Genomic DNA, 21,250 nt, shown 5'->3' on the forward strand with positions numbered 1-21,250 from the left:
TACGGTTTACTTTTCGAGAAGATGTTGAACTCCGATCCAGTTGCCGGTCGGAGGGGACGCAATGTATTCCTGACAACGCTTGCGGTACAGAATCGAAACGATGTCTTCCGGAAAAACTTTGAGCGCTTGTTCGAAATTGATCAGCGCTTCCTGAAAGTCCGCGACCTTATACAGAATGATTCCTCTCGTAAGCAAAGGAAGGGTCGTGTCTTTCAGTTTACGGATATGAGGCGCGTCGGCTTCGTAAACTTCGTAGATGATGATCGGATCGGTTTTGCCCTTGACGACCACCGAATCGATTTCACGGATCGCAAGACCGTCCGCAATCGTCATCGAAGAGAGCGTGTTCTTTGTGATGAGAATATCCGCGCGATACAGGTTCGTTAAACTTTCCAAACGGGACGCAACGTTGACCGTATCTCCGATCACGGTCGTGTCGAGACGGGAACGGCTTCCCACGGTACCGAGCATCAAGTTCCCCGTGTTGATTCCGATTCCGATCTTCAACCCGCGAAAGTGAGAATCCTTCGCTTCCGCGTTGATCGACTGCACCTTCTTTTTCATTTCGATCGCAGCGAGAATTGCCTTGTCCGCGGAAGTTTTTCCCTGTAGACTCGGATGCATCGCTTCTCCTTCTCCCGAAAAAAGCGCGAGAATTCCGTCGCCCATAAACTTATCCACAAAACCTTCGTGTTTCTGAATCACCGGTTCCATGCTTGCGAGATAGTCGTTGATAAAACGAAAGTTTTCCTCGGGTGTCATCTGCTCGGAGATCGTGGTGAACGAACGGATGTCCGTGAATAAAACGCTCATTTCTTTTAAAACCGAGTCGCCTAAATTAACTTCCACGGCGGAATCTTTTCCGAGAACGTTTAAGAATTGCACCGGAACAAAACGAAAAAACGCGTTCTTTTGTCTGGCGAGTTCCAACTTCTGTTGACTGAGTTCGATGTTTAAGTCTTCCGATTGACGATACAAGGAAATGAATCGGTTTGCAAGAATCGTCGTCAGCGCGACGACGAACAGAAAATAGGCGAACTGAGTAAAACGGATTCCCGATTGAAAAAAGACCGAATCGATCACGTCGTAGACGGCGATAAAGACCACGGTGAACATGCTCGTCGCCAGAAGAATCGCGTCCTTCTTTCTTAAATAAACCGCCTTGCTCATAAAATAGAGAAGATAAACGAGCGTGGGTAGAATCGAAATCTGCCAAAGACGAAGACTGGTCATCGTATAACGGAATGGTTCCACAAGAGTTGCGATCGCGATCAAAAGACTCAGGACAAGAATTCCGAACAAAACTTTGGAAAACTTCGCTCTTCCGTAAAAATAATCCTGCATAAACAGAAGAAACATCGGCGCCAAAAGGGAAACCGAAGCATATTCAATTCTTGTAATCCAAGTCGTATCGTGAATGACGTCGAAGGCGAGATTGGATCGGGAAAGGGAATATAAGGCCATCGAAACGCTGAAGATTCCAAAGTAAAGATTGTAACGATCCTCCCTTCGTTTCGCGTAGATCAGAAGGTGATACAAACCGAAAAAGATATAAATCGTATTGAGACAAAGATTGACGAGAGTTGAAATCTCGCCGGAAAGTTTTTGTTCGGTCGTGATCGAATAATCTCCGTCGATGTAAAAACCGAGATCCACGTTCTTAGAAAGCGCGGAAGCCGGAACGTCGCCGATCAAACGGAACGTCAGAAGATTCTCCCCCGATTTCAAAAGACTGGAATCCAAAGGAAGACGAAGGCTGCGGATGGTTCTTCGAACCAGCATCTCTTTGCCGGAAGAATCCAGATGAATTTCCCGATCGAGAGAATGACCGTTCAAATAGATTTCCCAGTTTTCTCCGATGGATTCGAGATATAAGAAAATAGGTTTGTAGATTTTCGTTTTCTGAAAATCTTCCTCGATTTGAAACCGAGTCTGCAAAGTGAATTCTTTCAAACCCGTTCCGATCGGAGTTTCGAAAATTTCGTTGAGAACGATCGGAAAGGCAGTGATCGTTTTCACTTTCGGAGAAGAAGCGTCGATTCCTTTGAGATATTCTTTTTGAAAGTTGTCGATCGCGATCCAATTCCCTTTTCTTAGATCGATCGGTTTCCAAGCCTCTTGCGATTCGGAAAAGAGTACGGATGGAATAAGAGCGCAAAAGAAGAATAGAATCGTTTTCAAAGTAGATGGTTTCCGTTTGGGAGAAGAATTGGTTCTCTTGAGAGAAGTATATGGATTAGAAGTTTAGATTGTCTAATTTTCAACATTTTTATTCCAAACGTCGTCCAAATCTTAGAATTCGTTTTGAAAAGCGGTTGCATCCCGGTTCCAATCTTTATTCTTGCTACGGAGGAAATTCGAATGTCAGATTCAGTTTTGGGGGCCAATGTTCCCTCGGTCAGTTTGGAAAGTACGGAAGGAAGGAGCGTGAAACTTCCGGACGACATCGCGGGTTCATGGACTTTATTGTATTTTTATCCGAAAGACGATACCCCCGGTTGCACCAAACAAGCCTGCAGTTATCGAGACAATATGGGAGAATTCAAAAAGATCGGAGCGAAGGTCTACGGAGTGAGCTTGGACAATTTGGATTCTCACGGAAACTTTATCCAAAAGTATTCCTTAAACTTTCCGCTTTTATCCGACCCCGATCATAAATTGAGCGAAGCTCTCGGCGTATACGGAGATCAGGAATGGAGAGGCAAGGTGTTCAAGGGACTTTCCAGAGATTCGTTTTTGATTTCTCCGGAGGGAAAGATCCAAAAGGTTTGGAGAAAAGTTGACCCGACGACCACGGTGGAAGAAACTCTCCAGGAGATTTCCAAAGCCAGCGGTAAATGATTGTCTAAACTTCGTTTTGTAATTCAAGAGTATCAGCTTACGGGACACTATCTCCAAGTGGAATTGGAGATGGAGTCTTCCAAAAAAGAAACGATTCTATCCCTACCCGTTTGGTCTCCCGGATCGTATATGGTTCGGGATTATTCCAGACATATCCACAAGCTCGAAGCGTTTGCAAGCGGTAAGAACGGCAAAAAGTTAGAAGTCGTCGAAATCGGTTTGGATTCCTGGAGCGTTCGTTCCGAGGGAGAAGCCTTTCGTGTTCGATACGTGGTCTACGGATACGACTATTCCGTCCGTTCGAACTATTTCACCACGGAATATTGTTTGCTTCATCCGCCCGCCTTGTTTTTGTACCCCCGCGACGAGGAAATTTCCGAAATTACATTAGAAATCTCGAATGCGCTTCCGTTTGAATATTGTCATTCCGGTTTGAGCGGAAAGGGTCGCAAACGTTCTTCCGCTTCGCTGGACGAATTTTTGGACGCGCCTGTTCTTTTGTCGAACCGACCTTCGATTCCGTTTCGCAGCGGAGAATGCGATCATGAGATCGTACTTGAGGGAGAACTTCCGAAATCCGTTCGAAAAAACCTTATCCCCGATCTTCAAAAGATCACGGAGGAACAGATCCGTTCTCTCGGAGGATCGCCAAACACGAGTTATCTGTTTGTCCTGATTCTTTCCGAAGGCGCCTACGGAGGTTTGGAACATCTCAATTCTTCCGTGAACATGTATGATCCGCTGAAGGCGTTGTCGAAGGACGGATATCTAAAACTTCTCGAACTTTTATCCCACGAATACTTTCATCTTTGGAACGTGAAACGGATTCGCCCGATCGCGCTCGGTCCGTTCGATTATCAGAAACCTAATTTAACCCGCGAACTTTGGATCGCGGAGGGAATCACTTCCTTTTATGACGCGTATTTTTTGGTGCGAACCAAACATCTGAACCCGGAATCGTATCTGGCAAAGGTAATGGAAGACCTTCAGAGTTTGGAAAAGTCCGAGGGAGAAGCTTGGATGAGTTTGGAGGATTCTTCGTACACGGCTTGGACGAAATTCTACAACCGTCCGAACGATCCGAACGCGAACAACACGGGGATTTCGTATTACGTTAAGGGAGGAATTCTCGCGCTTGCGATGGATCTGCATCTTCTGTCGGAAACGGGAGGCAAACATTCTTTGCTGGATGTGATGAACGAAGTATATCAAACGTATTACGTCGGAAAGAAACGCGGTTTTACGAAAATCGAATTCTTCGAGTCCGCAAAAAAACGGACCGGAGTGGATCTGAAATTGGAATTCGGAAATTATCTGGATAAGGCGATTGCGATCCCGATCGAGAATTACTTTCACAAAATCGGTGTTAAACGGTCGGATTCGAACCCCGGAGTGGAACTCGGCTTTTCCACGCGGGAAGAACGGGGAAATCTCGTGATCGGCAAAGTTGATTGGAAGATTTTGGACGCTTCCGTCGATCTAAGTCAAGGAGACGAATGGATCGCGCTGAATGGAACTCGGATTCATTCCGGAAATCGAAAGGATCTTTTGAAGCAGTTTAAGGCCGGAGATAAGATCGAACTTTTGATCGCGCGGCGAGGTAAGATTCTCAAGCGAAAGTTGAAACTCTCGAAACGATTTCAAACGAGTCAGTTTAAGTTCGACGAACTCGCGAACGACGAACAAAAAAAATTGCGCGGACTGTTCTTCGGAAGTCAGGAAGGGAACCAATCTCGGTAATCTAACGTGTGGAAATACGTGTCCGGTCCGCATTCGAGTTTGCGGATTGCCCGGTTGTCAAGTAAGTCGAGGTGGAGGATGTAACTGTAATACCTGTGAAATGTGGGAACTCCCTCATTCATCGGATTCACGATAGAATCTCCGACTCCCAGTTCCTCCAGCCACAAAAGATAATTAAACAGAAAACAGCGGGACACGCCGTGCGCTTGAGCCAACGTTCCTAAAAAAGTCCAGCTACCGGTGCTAATCCGAGCATTCACACGCACCATTTTCTTTTTACCCTGACAAGGTTGATAAAGAGTTCGCCTCGCATCTTTTCCGATGCGCTTTGCAGCGGACATATATTTCCCATACCGTCTCAAAAGCTCGGGAATTCGTTTCGGAAGTTTCTTCGCGTCCCGCTCTGAAAAGCGTCGCAAGGTTTGTTCCGGAATTAAAAGAGTGACCGTAATCGAATACCCATCTTGAAGTCGCGAACGGATTTCATGATCCGTATTTAAAAGCATGGTTCCCATATATCGGATACGGTTCCGCAAAAAACCGATGGAGACTGGTCGGCGCGGGTTTTTTAAGGAAACGCCGTTTTTTTACGAAGAGCCTGATCCCAAAACGGGAAAAAAATTGTAATAGTTCCCACAAATACTCCTTGGCTTTTCAAAGACGGTCTCGCCGTTTGAAAAAAGCAGGAGTTCCCACACGTTCCCGGTTTTGGGACGGGCATTAAAGTCTGCTAAACAGCCGTAATTCCTCCGTCCACCGCCCAATTCGCTCCGTTGATATACGAAGATTCTTCGCTTAACAAAAACGAAACGACTCGCGCCACTTCCGAAGGAGAAGCGATTTTTTTGGAAGGTGTCATCTCTAAAATCTTTCGTCGATGATCGGAAACCTGATCTTCCTGAATGCCCATCGACGTTTCCATATAACCCGGACTGATCGCGTTTGCGGTGATGCCGAATCCGCCCCATTCGTCCGCCAAGGACTTTGCAAAACCGATCAACGCGTGTTTGGAAGAGGAATACGCGACCGAATTCGCCGACCCGATCAAGGATAAGGAAGAAGCGATGAATAGCAATCTTCCAAGTTGCAGATTTTTGAATATAGGTAAAAGAACCTTCGTGATTCGGAACGCGGAACGAATGTTGATCGAAAAAATCCGATCCCATTCTTCCGGACTTACTTTCGTAAGATCGTGATACGGACCTCCGTAGCCGGCGCAGTGGATCAACGCATACGGAACTTCATCCTCGGAAGCGATACGATTCTTCCATTCCGCCAAAGAAGAATCCAAGCGTTCGTCCTTTGTCAGATCCGTTTCGCAGAAGAATTCTCCCGAAAGAAGCGCAACGGGAGGACGAACGTCCAAATTAAAAACGGAATATCCTTCCGTGGTAAGAGACGCGGCGATTGCTCTTCCGAGACCACCGCTTCCGCCGGTGAGAATCACGTTCTTTCTTTGTTTCGATTTTGGATCGTTTCGAGTCACTCTTCTAACTCCGTTGGTTTCTTCTATCCCGTATTTCTGGATGACAGAGAGCGGCACAAGGAATCTTTTGTTTCTCATGGAAAAACTTTTGGAAAGAGTCAATCATATCCTCGAAGCCCTCCCTTATATCACCAAATACGCGGGCAAGACGGTCGTGATCAAATACGGCGGAGCCGCAATGGCAAAGGCTGATTTGAAAGAATCTTTCGCAAAGGATATCGTTCTTTTAAAATACGTGGGAATTCATCCCGTAATCGTTCACGGAGGCGGACCTGAAATCAACCGTCTCTTGGAAAATCTTAAGATTCCTACCGAGTTCGTTCACGGACATCGGGTCACGGACGCGCAGACGATGGACGTCGTCGAAATGGTTCTCACCGGAAAGGTGAATAAACAGATCGTTTCCATGATCAACGCACAAGGCGGAAAGGCGGTGGGAATTTCCGGCAAGGACGGCAATCTCGCAAAGGCGATCAAAACTCCGATCGAGATCGAACTCGAAGGAAAGGAAAAAGAACTCTTCGACGTGGGGCTTGTCGGAAAAATCGAATCTGTAAATCCGGAAATTCTCCACAACCTTCAGAAGGAAGGATTCATTCCCGTTATATCCCCGGTCGCCGAATCGGCGACCGGGGACAGTCTCAACATCAACGCGGATACGTTCGCGGGAGAAATCGCGGGCGCTCTCAAAGCGGAGAAGTTGATTCTTCTTACGGACACCGAAGGAATTCTCATCGACGGAAAACTGGCCACGGGTCTCAATCGAGGCAAAGTAAAGGATTATATTCGAAAGGGGGAAATTTCCGGCGGAATGATTCCAAAGGTGGAATGTTGTCTCACCGCAATCGATCAAGGTGTGCGAAGAACTCATATCATCGACGGAAGAGTTCCTCATTCGATCCTGATCGAAATTTTTACGGACCAAGGAATCGGCTCGTTGATCGAATAAAATTCCGCCTTTCAGAAAAATAAACCTTTTGGTTAGGTTCGTTTTTTTGAAAAATTTCCGCGCGTCGATTGTTACCGAAACTCCTTGACAGAGAACACTTTCTTGTGTCCAATGATTGAATTCTTCTTTTAGAACGGTCCGTTAACCCCCCTTATGAGTGAAAGGCAACTATCCTTATCCCTAATTTCCGATATTACGGCGAGAATCAATTCGACCGACGACCTGGAAGAACTTCTCGGTATCATCATAGAAACAACAAAGGACGTTCTCAACACGGAAGGATGTTCTCTTCTTCTTTATGACCGCGACGAGGATTGTCTCGTGTTCAACGTCGCCAAGGGAACCAAGGGAGAATCTTTGACCGAACTCAAGGTTCCCCGCGGGAAAGGAATCGCCGGTATGGTTTTGGAAACCCTCGAACCGGTCATCGTCAACGACGCCGCCAACGATCCTCGCATTTATAGAAACATCGACGAAACCGTCGGATTCGTGACCAACAACCTCATCTGCGTTCCTATGAGTACTCAGGGAGAAATCCAAGGTGTGCTCGAAGCGGTCAATTCCCTGGGAAGGGAAGAATTCACGAGCAAGGACATTAAGGTTCTGCAATATCTTTCGGATCTCGCGGCGATTGCGATTCGGAATCGAAGACTCATTCGCGACCTCAAAAGCCGAGCCAACGAATTGGATTGTCTGTTTCAACTCAGTCAGGCGATTTCGAACATCGAGGCGATGGATCAGTTTCTCAATCTCACCGTAAACTCGATTTCGGAAGTGATGGGAGCGGAACGTGTTTCGCTCATCTTCTTCAATCCGAAAACCGGAAAATACGAACTCAAAAAAAGCATCGGCTTTAGTCTCGAAGACGAGGAACACTTCATCAACGAAAAGGAAGGAATCATCAAACATATCATCGAAACCGGAGCGCCGATTCTCGTTCAAAATACGTCCGGCTTCATGGAAGAATGGGTTCGTCCCGAACGATACAAAACGAAATCCTTTATCTCCGTTCCGATCCGACAAGACGGAAAGATCATCGGAATTCTAAACTCCGCGGATAAAAAATCGGGGAACAGTTTTAATAACGCGGATCAAAACGTTCTGAGTACGATCTCGAATCAGATCGCGGAAGCGTACAATTCCCTTCTTTCCAAGGATCAAAAGGAAAAACTCAATTCGATCCGAAGAGATATGCAGATCGCTTCGCAGATTCAGGTGAATTCTTTACCGAACATTCCGAAAAAGATACAGGGACTCGAACTCGAAACGAGTTATATCGCGTCCAAGGAAATCGGCGGAGACTTTTACGATCTCATTTATCACAACCCCGACGAGGTGAGCGTGCTGATTGCGGACGTTTCGGGAAAAGGAATCGCCGCCGCGCTCTTTATGGAATTCTCCAAGACGATCATCGCGGGAGAAGTCTCCCGGAATTCTTCGACGAGCATCAGTTTGATGAGCGCGAATCGGATCATCCAAGAAAAGTCCGGTTATTTTATGTTCGTCACCGTTATGCTCGCTCGGATCAATATGGCCAAACGAAGAATCCGGTATTCGAGCGCGGGCCACAACGAACAGCTTCTCTATAAGGCCAAAGAAAAGAAGGTCACGAGTCTTTCCGGAAAAGGAATGCCTCTCGGGATCAAGGAATCGGAAATCGACGAACACGAAATCGATTATTCTCCCGGAGATCTATTGATTCTTTATACGGACGGAGTGAGCGAAGCGATGAACGAATCGAACGAGATGTACGGTTTGGAAAATCTGACCAAGCTCATCGAGCGAAACGGAGAAATGCCTCTCAGCGCTTTGAAGGAACTCATCATCGATACCACCGATGCGTTCCGCGGAGAAGCAGATCCGCACGACGACTACACTCTTTTTATGGTGCGTCTTCCGTAACGCTGCGATCCGTAGAGAGCGGCGTTTCCGCGGAAAATTTCGGGCGTCTCCTTCCGATCTGCGATCGGAAGGACCGTGCTTGCTCCGGGTTTCGTCGCGTAGCGACTCATCCTTCGCCTTGTTTCAACGGAAAAGATTCAATTTTTTGAATATGGCTCAGGACGCTCGCGCCCTCCGCATCACTGACGCGTTTAGGTCACTTCGCTTCCATGTGAGCCGGTTGTCCGGTGGAAGCCAAAAGCGATCTCCAAAGAGTGCTCTTATCCGGTTGCAACACCTTTCTTTCCTGAATCGCCACCGCGATGGGAAGGTGCGTAAAAACGTTGTTCCACATTCCTACGACCATATCCGTTTTGCCCGCCATCGCGGCGTGAACCGCATTCTGAGCGAGAAAGCCGCAGAACACCGAATCTTCCGCGTTAGCCGGAATCGATCGTATGATGTAACTCGGATCGATGTATTTGATGTTTACGGGGATATTCTCCTTTTTGAAAAATTCCCCCATCGTATCCTTGAGAAACAATCCGATGTCTTTCAGCTTTAAGTTTCCGGAAGGATCTCGTTCTCCGGTAACGTCAAAAAATTTTTGACCGGCGCCTTCCGCCGCGATGATGACCGCGTGTCCTTTTTTCAGGATTCTTTTTTTGAGATCGTCCAGAAACGCACCGTTTCCAAAAAGATCGAAGTTCACTTCGGGGATCAGGCAGTAGTTTACGTTCCGGGACGCAAGAGCCGCGTTGACCGCGATGAATCCGGAATGACGTCCCATCAACTTGACAAGGCCGATTCCGTTCGGCGCGCCTTTCGCTTCCACGTGCGCGCATTCCACCGCTTCCATCGCCTTGGAAAACGCCGTGGAAAAGCCGAACGTTTTCTGAACGTAGTTGATGTCGTTGTCGATGGTTTTCGGAATTCCGATCACGGAGATTTCTTCTCCGCGTTTGGCGATCTCGTCCACGATTTCGCGCGCACCGCGTAGGGTTCCGTCTCCGCCGATACAAAAGAGCATTTTGACCCCGTACAAGCTCAGATAATCCACCATATCCACCGCGGATTGATTTCCGCGGGAAGAAGCGAGCATGGAACCGCCTTCTTCCACGATATGCGCCACCTTTTCCGGAGTGAGTTCGATCGGTTTGTGGGAATATTTTTTGACGAGACCCTGATACCCGTACTGAAAACCGAGGATGCGCGAAACACCGTAACGATAGTAAAGTTCCATCACGATCCCCCGGATCACGTCGTTGATTCCGGGACAAAGTCCTCCGCAAGTTACGATTCCCGCCGTCACTTCCTTTGGGTGGAAAAATATTTTTTCCCGAGGACCGGCTTGTTCGAAAAAATCGGGATCGTTTTGTATATAGGAATTCCAATCTTCATCGGATTGAAACACCGTTCTGAATAAAAGCCTGGAAGAATCGCTAGTATAGTATTCATAATCCGCGGGACTGGGAATTTTACATTCGCCGAAATTTTTGATTCGTGTATCCATGTTTCCTCGCGCAGATATTCCGGGAATTCGGGGAAAAATCACCTCATTTTGCAATTTTCTACTGACAGTTCTGTTCTATTTCTATAGTCTTACAGACAGAACGGTTTATGAACAAAAAGAGATCCTTTATTCTTTCCTTATTTTTGTTTCTGTTCGGAGTCTCCGTTTTTTCGGTGGAAGATCCGACGTTCAGCCCGTTTTCACCCTACCACCTTTCCCGCGATTTCGATCTCAATCGTCAAAAATATCTGCAGGTGGTCGCCATTCCCTATAAGGACCCGATGGAACTCAAACTCGGACCGGAATACGAAACCGCACTCGAAAAAAAATCTCCCGCGCCAACGTTCATCGTAACTCCGGGTCTCTCCTTTTCGGGAATGTTTCAGCCGTTTTTATTTTCCGTCGTTCCGCACGGCAGCATTCAATTCTTACCCGTGTCCGAAACGGTTTTCGTAAACGAGCCTTCTTCTAAAACGGGCAAATTTGTATCCGGCGCCTTCTCCGAAAAGAGAACGATGGATCGAATCACCGATTCCAGAAACCAAATCCAAGGTTTCGGTTTGCAGACGTTCGGTTCTAATCCGCTTCAAAACGGAAGCAGTTCGGGTGTGATGTTTTTATACATGAAACGTCATGCGGGATTGGAGATGGATTTTAACGCGAGAATGATCGGAAACCAAGCCGGACTTGCCGTGCTGGAATCCGCCAAGTCCACGATCGCATTCAATTATTCCGTATTTCCGGAAATCGGAGAAAGTTCCAAGATGAACTTCTTCCTTCAATTCTCCAGCATCAAACGCTTTCAAGACCGCAACCTCGGATACGGAGGAACGGGCGATCCGGGAAGCAACAACATGCGCGGTTTAAAATCGTATGAATACTATTTGAATCCGGGGATTTCCTTTTCTTCCAGAAACTTAAGCTTGGAAGGAATGGTACGCGTTCCCGTTCCCACCGCGGCGCAACTCGCGGGAGAACAACATCAGTGGATGCAGGACGTGCAGGGAATTTTGGGAATCAAATACAGCTTTTCCGAAACCTCTTCTAAATAAGAAAATCGAAAGCGTTCTGTCTCACGTTCAATCGCATAGATTAGGATGATCGAATTCTATTTGACAATCTCAATTTTAAGACGTAAATATCAATCATGTCCTCAACGAAGCAACAGGCCATCAACCTGATCGAAAACTTACCTGATGATTCATCATTTGATGATATCATGGAAGAACTTTTCTTTTCGAAGAAAGTTCAAGAGGGCTTGTCGGATTTGGATAACGGTAAAATAGTTTCTCACGAAAAAGTCGTAGAAGAAATTGCTAAATGGCGAAAGAGATAATCTGGTCTCGGAAAGCTCAATCCGATTTGCATGATATCTACGATTATATCACTATAGATTCTGAAATTTACGCGTTTAATGTAGTCAATCGGATCATAGAAACTGTAGAAAAAATACCGTTGTTCCCGTTTTTAGGACGAATGGTTCCGGAATTTAATATTGAAAGTTTGCGGGAACGATTTTCGGGCAATTATCGAATCGTTTATAGAATTAACGATTCAGAAAATATTGAAATAGTTACGATTCACCATTCTTCTAGGTCGTTAAAATGATCTCTTTTTGAATCGACGATTGTTTACTTTGTAGGGTTACTCGATGATTCCCTGTTTTTTGAGGGAGAAGGCCAGATCCATCTTGCTGATCAGATGTTTTGCTCTTCCAAAACGAATCATACGTTCCGGCGCCGGATTCTGTTTGTTCGAAAAAATCTCTAAACAAGTTTCGATCACCGGGCAAGAATGATCCGTACATCCAATTTCGGTTAACGTAAGAATTTCGCTGCCCGTAAGACCGAGCGGTTCTTTCAGCCATGAAATCAGCGTGGGATGAAAGGAGAATTCTTCGGACGCGTTTCTAGTCTCCGAATAAACGGGACCGTGATTGTGTACGGAAGAATGATTGGGGACCGCCGGTTTCATAGCTTCTAGTTAGACGAAAAAAAAATCGGATTCTTTCCAAGATTCCTATTTCGCAACGGAAACCGCGAGAGGATCGTACGCGAGGTTCGGCGCAAGCCAACGTTCCACCTCTTCCACTCTCATCCCTTTTCTTTCCGCGTATTCCTCGATCTGATCGCGATTGATCTTTGCGACGGCAAAATACTTGGACTCCGGATGTGCGAAATACAATCCGCTGACCGAACTTGCGGGCCACATCGCGAAATGTTCCGTAAGCGTGATTCCCGTGTTTTTCTCCGCTTGTAATAAATCGAATAGAACCCGTTTTTCGGTATGATCGGGAGAAGCGGGGTATCCCGCCGCCGGGCGAATTCCTCTGTATCGCTCGCGGATCAAATCCTCCGGAGAAAGATTCTCGTTCTTATCGTATCCCCAGTATTCTTTCCGGACTTTATAGTGCATGTATTCCGCAAATGCTTCCGCAAATCGATCGCCTAACGCCTTCGCCATGATCGAATTGTAGTCGTCTTGGTGGTTTTCGAAATCTTTCGCGAATTCCTCGACTCCGTGTCCCGCTGTCACCGCAAATCCTCCGATATAGTCGATTCTTCCCGATTCTTTCGGAGCGATATAATCCGCCAAACAGTAGTTAGGTTCCGTAGCGTCCTCTTTCTGAATCTGCTGACGCAGAGTATGGAATACGGTGAGAAGTTTGGAACGTTTTTCGTCTTCGTAGACTTCGATATCGTCTCCGACAGCGTTCGCGGGGAAGATTCCGATCACTCCCTTGGTTTTAAAAAGTTTTCCGTCCACGATCTTCTTCATGAGTTTTTGAGCGTCCGCGAAAAGTTCTCTCGCTTGTTTTCCGGTCGTTTCGCTTTCTAGAATCGCGGGGTATCTTCCTTTCAGTTCCCATGCGGTAAAGAACGGAGTCCAGTCGATAAAAGGGATCAACGTTTCCAAAGAAACTTCTTCGTCAAAGACGCGAACTCCTGTGAACGCGGGTCTGTCGATCGGAGTCGTCGCCCAATCGATGGGATGGCGATTTTCTCTGGCTTGTTCCAAAGAAATCAACTTTCTTTCGGCTCTGGTATTGAAGTAATTCTCCCGTGCCGCTTTTTGATCTTCTTTTACTTTTTGCGTATAAGCTTCGTTCAAGTCCGGATGGAGAAGCTGGTTGACCACGTTCACGACGCGAGAAGCATCCACAACGTGAACAACCGGTTGATCGTATGCAGGCGCGATCTTAACGGCCGTATGCGCGGAGCTCGTGGTTGCGCCTCCGATCAACAGAGGAACTTCGAATCCGGTGCGTTTCATTTCGGACGCTACGTGGACCATTTCGTCGAGAGACGGAGTGATAAGTCCCGAAAGACCGATGATGCTTACGTTATGCTTCTTTGCCTCTTCGAGAATCTTATCGGAAGGAACCATCACACCGAGATCGATGACCTCGTAGTTGTTGCAGGCAAGAACGACGCCCACAATGTTCTTGCCGATATCGTGAACGTCTCCTTTGACCGTAGCGATCAAAAACTTAGGACGCGCTGTAGCCTCCGACGATTGGTTCTTTTCCTCTTCCATAAAAGGAAGCAGATAAGCTACGGATTTTTTCATCACGCGCGCGCTTTTTACGACCTGAGGCAGAAACATCTTTCCCGCGCCGAACAATTCGCCCACGATCTTCATCCCGTCCATCAACGGACCTTCGATGACGGTTAACGGACGCCCGTATTTCACGCGCGCTTCTTCCGTATCTTGATCGATGTATTCCACGATCCCTTTGACGAGAGCGTGGGAAAGTCGCTCCTCGACGGAGGTCCCTTCTCTCCAAGCCTCTTCTTTTTTCTCGGACTTGTCTGCGCCTCCCGCTTTGATGCTTTCGGCAAATTCAACAAGACGCTCGGTCGCGTCCGGTCTTCTATTCAAGATTACGTCTTCGACATATTCCAATAGATCCTTGGGGATCTCTTCGTAGACCGCCAGCATTCCCGCGTTTACGATCGCCATGTCCATTCCCGCTTGAATCGCATAGTATAAGAATACAGAGTGCATCGCTTCCCGTACGGGATTGTTTCCGCGAAACGAAAAGGACACGTTGGACAAACCGCCCGATACTTTTGCGCCGGGACAGACTTTTTTGATCTCGCGGACGGCTTCGATAAAATCCATCGCGTAGTTGTTGTGTTCTTCGATTCCCGTTGCGACCGTAAGAATATTCGGATCGAAGATGATGTCAGTCGGACTGAAGTTCGCCTTTGTAACGAGAAGATCATAGGCGCGTTTGCAGATACGGACCTTATCGTCTTTGGTTGCCGCCTGGCCTTGTTCGTCGAACGCCATCACGATCGCGGAAGCTCCGTATCTTCGGATCTTTCTTGCGTATTCCAGAAACTTCTCCTCTCCTTCCTTGAGGGAGATCGAGTTTACGATCGGCTTCCCTTGAATGCACTTCAACCCTTCTTCGAGCACGCTCCACTTGGAAGAATCGATCATAAACGGAACTTTCGCGATATCCGGTTCGCCCGCGATGAGATTCAAGAAATGTCTCATCGAAGCCTCTCCGTCTAACAACGCTTCGTCGAAGTTGATATCGATGATGTTCGCGCCCGCTTCCACCTGTTGTAACGCGACGGAAACCGCCTCTTCGAAGTTTCCTTCGATGATGAGTTTTTTGAATTTCGGAGATCCGGTTACGTTCGTTCTTTCGCCTACGAGTAAAAATCCTTTGTCCGGAGTGATATTCAACGGTTCGAGACCGGACAATCGGGTGACTTCGGGAATCTGCGGAAGAATTCTCGGCTTCTTCCCGTGAACCGCTTTTGCGGCCGCCCCGATATGTTCGGGCGTCGTTCCGCAACAGCCGCCCGCGATATTCAGCCAGCCGGAACTTGCAAATTCTTGAATGTATTTTCCGAATTCTTCCGGAGTTTGATCGTAACCGCCGAATGCGTTCGGCAATCCAGCGTTCGGATAACAGCTGATGTAACAGGAGGAAACTCTCGCGAGTTCTTCGATATATGGACGCATTTCGTCGGCGCCGAGCGCGCAGTTGATTCCGACCGAAAGAGGATTACAATGCGCGATCGAGTTGTAGAACGCTTCGACCGTTTGACCGGAAAGGGTTCTACCCGAAGCGTCCGTGATCGTTACGGACAAACAGACCGGAATTCGAACTTGCAAATCTTCGAATACTTGTTCGATCGCAAATATCGCGGCCTTCAAGTTGAGAGTGTCGATGTTCGTTTCGGGAAGAAGAAGATCGACTCCCGCTTCCACAAGAGCGCGCGTTTGTTCGTAAAAAGTAGCGACGAGATCGTCGAATGTCACCGCGCGAAACGCGGGATTATTCACATCCGGAGAAAGTGTCGCGGTCTTTGTAGTCGGTCCGATCGCCCCCGCCAAGAAACAAGGTTGGTTGGGATTCGTCTTTTGAAATTTCGCGATCGCATTGCGCGCGCAAACAACCGCGGCCTTATTCAAGTCCGCCACCAAAAACTCGGTTTTATAGTCGCCTTGCGAGATTTGATTCGAGCTGAACGTGTTCGTTTCGAGAATGTTTGCGCCCGCTTCCAAAAACTTCAAGTGAATCGCTTCGATCACGTCCGGTCTCGTCAAACAAAGAAGTTCGTTGTTTCCCTTCAACGGATGCGCGTGGTTCTTGAGAATTTCTCCCCTAAAGTCGTCTTCTTGAAGGGAAAATCTTTGGATCATCGTTCCCATCGCGCCGTCGATTACGAGAATTTGTTTTTCGAGAAGGGAGAGCAGCTCCTTGGAGGAGGGATTCGTATAGTTCTGAACTTTATAAGTCATGAGCAAACTTCTTTGATAATTTTAAAAAATAGTATAACGTAAAATTCTAATATTCCGGATTGATACATCCCTCTTTTTTCAAAGGAACTTTCACATCCACAATCACGGGAGAATGTTTCGATTGTACCGCATTCTCCGCGATCCATCCGTGCCACACGGAAGGAACTTCGTAGTCCGGGTAGATCGCTTCCACCGGACATTCCGGCCTGCATTTGTTGCAATCGATGCAGACGGAAGGGTCGATGTAAAGACAATCGCTTCCTTCCCGAAAGGCCTCCACGGGACAAACCGCGGCACAGTATGTGTATTTACAATGCCTGCAGGGTTCCGCGACTACATAGGCCATTTGATTCGGAAAGACCGATTCTTCCGATACGAAAACCCGGGTCGGTAAACCCGGGATTCCGCGTCGAAACGTCGGCTTAGTATCTGTAGTGCTCCGGTTTGAAAGGTCCGTCGACCGGAACTCCCAAATAGTCGGCTTGTTTTTGGTTCAGTTTTGTTAAACGAACTCCCAACTGTTCGAGGTGAAGAGCGGCAACTTTCTCGTCCAAATGTTTCGGAAGAGTGTATACTCCCAACTCGTATTTGTTGTTATAAAGTTCGATCTGAGCCAATACCTGATTCGTGAAAGAACAAGACATCACGAAAGAAGGGTGACCGGTTGCACAACCGAGGTTTACAAGACGTCCTTCCGCGAGAACGATGATGGATTTACCGTCCGGGAAAGTGTATTTATCGACCTGAGGTTTGATTTCCTTTTTGGTTACGCCTTTTTCGCCGTTCAGTCTGGACATTTGGATTTCTGTGTCGAAGTGTCCGATGTTACAGAGAATCGCTCCGTCTTTCATCGCTTTCATGTGTTCGAGAGTGATGATGTCGTCGTTACCGGTTGCGGTTACAACGATGTCCACTTGTTCGATGATGTCCTCCACACGAAGAACTTGATAACCTTCCATAGAAGCTTGAAGAGCGCAGATCGGATCGATTTCGGTTACGATCACTCGCGCGCCGAAGTTACGAAGAGAAGCTGCGGATCCTTTACCAACGTCCCCAAAACCGCAAACGAGAGCCACTTTACCGGCGAGCATCACGTCGGTCGCTCTTTTGATTCCGTCCGCAAGAGACTCGCGGCAACCGTAGAGGTTGTCGAACTTGGATTTCGTAACGGAGTCGTTTACGTTAAACGCGGGAACCTTCAATTCTCCTTTCTTAAGAAGTTTGTAAAGACTCTTAACTCCCGTGGTGGTCTCTTCGGAGATACCGCGGATTTCGCTTAACAATTGAGGATATTTCTCGTGGATGTAAGCGGTGAGATCTCCCCCGTCGTCGAGGATCATGTTCGGTCCTTTTTCTCCGAAGAAAATTGTCTGCTCGATACACCACCAGTATTCTTCTTCCGTTTCACCTTTCCATGCGAAAACGGGAATACCCGCTTTTGCGATCGCAGCCGCTGCGTGATCTTGGGTGGAGAAGATATTGCAAGACGACCAGCGAACCTCCGCTCCCAATTCCGTCAGGGTTTCGATCAGAACGGCGGTCTGAATCGTCATGTGAAGAGAACCGGCGATTCTCGCACCTGCCAAAGGTTTTTTACCTTTGTATTCTTGTCTTAAAGCCATAAGACCCGGCATTTCTTTTTCGGCCAGAATGATCTCTTGTCTTCCCCACTCTGCCTGGGAGAGATCTTTTACTTTATAGCTTAAGCCTTTTTCCTGTGTTGTTGCGGACATTCTAGTCCTCCTTTTTCGTTGCTTGAATGATCAAAATTTTGAAAACGTTACCCGTATCGAATTCTTCGTGCGCCGTAATGGTGAAGCCCGAAAGTTCCAGCCAATCCTGAAGAAGAGAATAATCGAAGCCCAACCAAAGATCGGAGAAATTATCCCGCATGAATTCCTGATTGTGTTTTTTCAAATCCACAAGACAGAACACGCCGCCGGGCTTTAGAATTTTATAAATTTCGCGAATAACCGCCGGAGGATTGGAAAGGTGATGAAGCACCATCGAAGCGACCACGGCGTCCGCTTCCTGAGTCGCGGAAGAAGCCACATTCTCCAGTTGAGAATGAATCAGAGATACGTGCGAATTTCCGGCGAACGCGACCTGCGCTTCTTCCACCATTTTCGGGGAAGAATCCACTCCGATGACTTGATCGGATTTGGTAAGAAGATACGGAATTAAACCGCCCGGTCCGCAACCTAGATCGTAAATCACGGAAGACGCGTTAGGCAGATAGGAAAGAATTTTTTTGCGATACAAGGCGGGATCGAGTACATCCTTCTGAATGGATTCCCAATCCTGCGCTACATTATTGAAATAGAATGTGTTTTTTTGATCCCTTCTGGAAAGGATTTCCGAAATCTGAAGTTGATCCGGAGTTCGAAACGGAAGATCGTCCTTATAGGAAAGAAGAAGTTCGGTGACTTCCGAGGCGAAATCAGGTTCTTTTTTTTCTTCCGGAATCCGGTAATAAACCCAGGAACCTTCCCGTTCCGGAATTAGAAAACCTGCGTCGGTTAAGATTTTGAGATGTCGGGAGACGCGTGACTGGCCCATTCTCAAAACTTCCGTGATTTCTTGTACGTTCAATGGAGATAGCGATAGGATATGGAGAATTCGGACTCTCGTTTCGTCCGAGAGCGCTTTGAGCGCGGAGAGAATCTGTTTCGGGCTGCTTCCCGAAAAAACTCTGGCTTCTAAAGTCTCCATTTAGGAGAGGATATCAAGATATCTTGATATCTGCAAGACTTTTTATGAGGTTGCCGGATCTTTTTTGAGTTTTGGGGGAGTTCCCACACAGTTTGAGGGACAAAGTAGGCCTTCTTCTCGAAATGGACCTGGACTTCTTTGTAAAAAACGAGGAGATCAGCCGTCCTTCTGGATTTCGTATGAGTTCCCACAAAATTCGAAAAACGAACGAATCCTCCAGAATCGAAAAATCCCTTTCCCGGTCATTTCGGCCTAAATCCCCTTTCATTTGAATTTTCGAACGAATTCGCAATTTTCGCTTGCATTTAATATGACCAGTCGCTTTAATTATTTCAAACAACCTAGACTCGAAATCAACATTCGAAAAACTACAAAAACCGCATGAAACTCTCCGCAGCAGATTCCGCAATCAAACGAAAGACGATCCTCGAAGCGGGAATTCGTCTCATCCGACAAAACGGTCCGGATGGAATCGGAATTCAAGAAATCGCAGACGAAGCCGAAATCCCCAAGGGTTCCTTTTACAATTATTTCTCTTCCAAAGATCGATTTTTAATCGAAGCCTTGGAAGATTATACACAAAACGCAATCTCCTGGAACGATCAAACCCTGCAAAAGGCGGGACGCGGAAGGTCCGCCCTCTTCTCTCTTTACCAAGAAAAAGTGAAGCTCGAAAAACATTTCTTAAAGGACGGGCTTTCCTGTTTGATCAACGTTTTATCCCAACATTCTTCCGAAAAAAAGCCGGAACTGAGAAAGGAACTCGCTCGTTCTTTGGAAGCGATCGCAAATGCGATCCTCGATTCTTTGCAAGTTTCTGCGGACGACTCGACCGCGGACAAAATTCTCCTGCTGATCCGAACCGTGGAAGCGTCCTGGAGAGGAGCGATGCTTTTGGCAAGGGCCACAGGAGATGAATCGTATCTCGAAAACTTCTTAAGTGTTCATCGAAATCTCGTTTTAGGAAAGGAACTATGAAATCGGAAACTTCTTCGCCGATCAAAAAAGATCATAAAACTCAAATCGTGGTTCGTTGGGACGAACTCGATCCGAACAATCACGTGAACAATAAAAACTTCCAAGGATATTTGGACGAAGCTCGCATGAGAGCCATGCGCGATTGGGGTTTTTCGATGGAGAAGCTGCGTAACGAAGGGTTCGGTCCGATCATTCTTTCGATTCAACTTGAGTTTAAACGGGAAATCGCGTATCCCGAAACCATCAGGATCGAATCGGATTTGTTTTTAAAGTCTCCTACCCGCGCGGTCTTCAAGCAGAGAATCATTTGCGGCAGTAATCAAGCGCTTTCCTGCAACGCAAGTACGGATTGGGTGATTCTAAATTTAAACTCGAAACGTCCCGCCAAATTTTTGGAAGCGATCGGGCTTCCGCAATCTACGTTAGAATTTTTTAAAATTTAGAATCGATTTAAACGAATTTCAAATCGAAGTTGATCTAGCATTCGTTAAACGAACAAATCCAAAAAACGTTCGGTTGTACGCATACGTTACGCGTTCTTTTGCGAGTATTCACTCATATTCGGAACCTTCCCCGGCTTGATTTTGGAAAAAAGGAATCAAAGAACCTATGTTTTCCCAAATTTCATCGGGTCGTATGTTTGAATTTTTTAATATTCCATTTCTATACTTCCCGGTTTGAACGAGGATTCCTCCGATTCCGTAGGCTTGTGCTCCGCCCACATCCGAATCGAGATCGTCTCCGACGAGGATCGTGGAGGACGGATCCGCGGAAAGAATTTTCAGAGCCGCGTTGAAAAAAGCGGGTGAAGGTTTTCCGATGACCTCCGCTTTCACTCCGGTTGCGTATTCCAATCCCGCCACGAACGCTCCTATATCCAACTGCAATCCTTCTTCCGTTTGCCAATACTTTCCTTTGTGAAGCGCGATCAAGCGCGCGCCACTCTTCACCTTTTGAAAGAGATCGTTGAGAAGCGCATAACTCCATTCTTTCCCGATATCTCCGATCAAAACGGCTTCGGGATGTTTCGTTTCTTGAGGAATTCCTTCCAGATCGTTGCGCGCTTCCTCGTTCATGACGAAAAAGGTTTTTGGATTTCCTGTTTCTAGAATGTATTCCCGCGCCGCGCTCGGCGCGTTGAGTATTCTTTCCTCTCCGATCGGAAGTCCGATCCGTTGTAAGAAAAAAGCCAAAGCCTTTCTCGATTTCGTCGTCGTGTTCGTAAGAAATAAGTGCGGAATCCGATTCGTTTGCAGATACGAAACTGCGTCCTTCGCTCCGGGAAGGAGAACGTTGCCCGTATGCAATACCCCGTCCAGATCCACCAGAACGGCTTGTACGGGCGTTTTGAGAATATTCCGTAGATTCCTGTTTTCCTGCATAG

Annotated in this window: 19 protein-coding genes; 9 read left to right on the forward strand and 10 right to left on the reverse strand. The window is 47.1% G+C overall.

Features of this window, described 5'->3' with window-relative positions; translation table 11 throughout:
- Window positions 1-6 precede the first annotated feature (6 nt).
- Complete coding sequence (locus LFX17_RS19525) at window positions 7-2,181, reverse strand: adenylate/guanylate cyclase domain-containing protein (RefSeq protein ID WP_238748709.1); 2,175 nt, start codon at window positions 2,179-2,181, stop codon at window positions 7-9.
- A gap of 180 nt (window positions 2,182-2,361) precedes the next feature.
- Here LFX17_RS19525 and LFX17_RS19530 point away from each other — a divergent pair, with 180 nt between their 5' ends.
- Entirely contained in the window at window positions 2,362-2,841 is a 480-nt protein-coding gene (locus tag LFX17_RS19530) for a peroxiredoxin (RefSeq protein ID WP_238748710.1), read from the forward strand.
- Window positions 2,842-4,581: a M61 family metallopeptidase gene (locus LFX17_RS19535; RefSeq protein WP_238731861.1), complete on the forward strand. Its 1,740-nt coding sequence runs from the start codon at window positions 2,842-2,844 to the stop codon at window positions 4,579-4,581.
- Here the strand turns inward: LFX17_RS19535 and LFX17_RS19540 are convergent.
- Window positions 4,557-5,096, reverse strand: coding sequence for a DUF1564 domain-containing protein (locus tag LFX17_RS19540; protein ID WP_238731862.1), 540 nt, complete (start codon window positions 5,094-5,096; stop codon window positions 4,557-4,559). The genes LFX17_RS19535 and LFX17_RS19540 overlap by 25 nt on opposite strands.
- Window positions 5,097-5,311: 215 nt before the next feature.
- Window positions 5,312-6,067, reverse strand: coding sequence for an SDR family NAD(P)-dependent oxidoreductase (locus LFX17_RS19545; RefSeq protein WP_238732080.1), 756 nt, complete (start codon window positions 6,065-6,067; stop codon window positions 5,312-5,314).
- A gap of 76 nt (window positions 6,068-6,143) precedes the next feature.
- Here LFX17_RS19545 and argB point away from each other — a divergent pair, with 76 nt between their 5' ends.
- Both argB and LFX17_RS19555 read left to right on the forward strand, forming a co-directional pair.
- On the forward strand, window positions 6,144-7,016 hold the full coding sequence (gene argB, locus LFX17_RS19550; protein WP_238731863.1) for an acetylglutamate kinase: 873 nt from the start codon (window positions 6,144-6,146) through the stop codon (window positions 7,014-7,016).
- Window positions 7,017-7,169: 153 nt separating this feature from the next.
- Entirely contained in the window at window positions 7,170-8,918 is a 1,749-nt protein-coding gene (locus tag LFX17_RS19555) for a GAF domain-containing SpoIIE family protein phosphatase (protein WP_238731864.1), read from the forward strand.
- Window positions 8,919-9,114: 196 nt separating this feature from the next.
- Here LFX17_RS19555 and LFX17_RS19560 read toward each other — a convergent pair whose 3' ends face one another.
- Complete coding sequence (locus LFX17_RS19560; RefSeq protein ID WP_238731865.1) at window positions 9,115-10,410, reverse strand: ATP-dependent 6-phosphofructokinase; 1,296 nt, start codon at window positions 10,408-10,410, stop codon at window positions 9,115-9,117.
- A gap of 107 nt (window positions 10,411-10,517) precedes the next feature.
- On the opposite strand from LFX17_RS19560, the gene LFX17_RS19565 reads away from it, so the two are divergent.
- The 3 genes from LFX17_RS19565 (at window position 10,518) to LFX17_RS19575 (ending at window position 12,018) form a co-directional block, all read left to right on the forward strand.
- Window positions 10,518-11,462 (forward strand): LIC_20087 family outer membrane protein, encoded by a 945-nt coding sequence (locus tag LFX17_RS19565; protein ID WP_238748711.1) that lies wholly within the window; start codon window positions 10,518-10,520, stop codon window positions 11,460-11,462.
- Window positions 11,463-11,557: 95 nt separating this feature from the next.
- Complete coding sequence (locus LFX17_RS19570; RefSeq protein ID WP_238731867.1) at window positions 11,558-11,746, forward strand: hypothetical protein; 189 nt, start codon at window positions 11,558-11,560, stop codon at window positions 11,744-11,746.
- Window positions 11,731-12,018, forward strand: a complete 288-nt coding sequence (locus LFX17_RS19575) for a type II toxin-antitoxin system RelE/ParE family toxin (protein ID WP_238731868.1) — start codon at window positions 11,731-11,733, stop codon at window positions 12,016-12,018. The genes LFX17_RS19570 and LFX17_RS19575 overlap by 16 nt, the downstream gene beginning before the upstream one ends.
- A 36-nt stretch (window positions 12,019-12,054) precedes the next feature.
- On the opposite strand, the gene LFX17_RS19580 is transcribed toward LFX17_RS19575, so the two are convergent.
- The 5 genes from LFX17_RS19580 to LFX17_RS19600 form a co-directional block, all read right to left on the reverse strand.
- Window positions 12,055-12,384 (reverse strand): hypothetical protein, encoded by a 330-nt coding sequence (locus LFX17_RS19580; protein ID WP_238748712.1) that lies wholly within the window; start codon window positions 12,382-12,384, stop codon window positions 12,055-12,057.
- A gap of 45 nt (window positions 12,385-12,429) precedes the next feature.
- Window positions 12,430-16,176, reverse strand: a complete 3,747-nt coding sequence (gene metH, locus LFX17_RS19585; RefSeq protein WP_238748713.1) for a methionine synthase — start codon at window positions 16,174-16,176, stop codon at window positions 12,430-12,432.
- A gap of 46 nt (window positions 16,177-16,222) precedes the next feature.
- Window positions 16,223-16,522, reverse strand: a complete 300-nt coding sequence (locus LFX17_RS19590; RefSeq protein WP_238748714.1) for an indolepyruvate ferredoxin oxidoreductase subunit alpha — start codon at window positions 16,520-16,522, stop codon at window positions 16,223-16,225.
- 76 nt (window positions 16,523-16,598) lie between these two features.
- A complete protein-coding gene (ahcY, locus tag LFX17_RS19595; protein ID WP_238731872.1) occupies window positions 16,599-17,909 on the reverse strand; it encodes an adenosylhomocysteinase in 1,311 nt (436 codons plus the stop codon).
- A 1-nt stretch (window position 17,910) separates the two neighbouring features.
- The gene (locus tag LFX17_RS19600; RefSeq protein WP_238748715.1) at window positions 17,911-18,888 is read right to left on the reverse strand and encodes an ArsR/SmtB family transcription factor; all 978 of its coding nucleotides are present in this window, start codon (window positions 18,886-18,888) and stop codon (window positions 17,911-17,913) included.
- A 381-nt stretch (window positions 18,889-19,269) separates the two neighbouring features.
- Between LFX17_RS19600 and LFX17_RS19605 the strand changes: the two genes are divergently transcribed.
- Complete coding sequence (locus tag LFX17_RS19605; protein WP_238748716.1) at window positions 19,270-19,866, forward strand: TetR/AcrR family transcriptional regulator; 597 nt, start codon at window positions 19,270-19,272, stop codon at window positions 19,864-19,866.
- Window positions 19,863-20,309: an acyl-CoA thioesterase gene (locus LFX17_RS19610; protein WP_238748717.1), complete on the forward strand. Its 447-nt coding sequence runs from the start codon at window positions 19,863-19,865 to the stop codon at window positions 20,307-20,309. The genes LFX17_RS19605 and LFX17_RS19610 overlap by 4 nt, the downstream gene beginning before the upstream one ends.
- Window positions 20,310-20,417: 108 nt before the next feature.
- On the opposite strand, the gene LFX17_RS19615 is transcribed toward LFX17_RS19610, so the two are convergent.
- Window positions 20,418-21,248 carry a TIGR01458 family HAD-type hydrolase gene (locus tag LFX17_RS19615; protein ID WP_238748718.1) on the reverse strand — a complete coding sequence of 277 codons (831 nt, stop codon included), beginning with the start codon at window positions 21,246-21,248 and terminating at the stop codon, window positions 20,418-20,420.
- Between the last annotated feature and the right edge of the window lie 2 nt (window positions 21,249-21,250).

Source organism: Leptospira sanjuanensis, from assembly GCF_022267375.1.
Lineage (GTDB): Bacteria > Spirochaetota > Leptospiria > Leptospirales > Leptospiraceae > Leptospira > Leptospira sanjuanensis.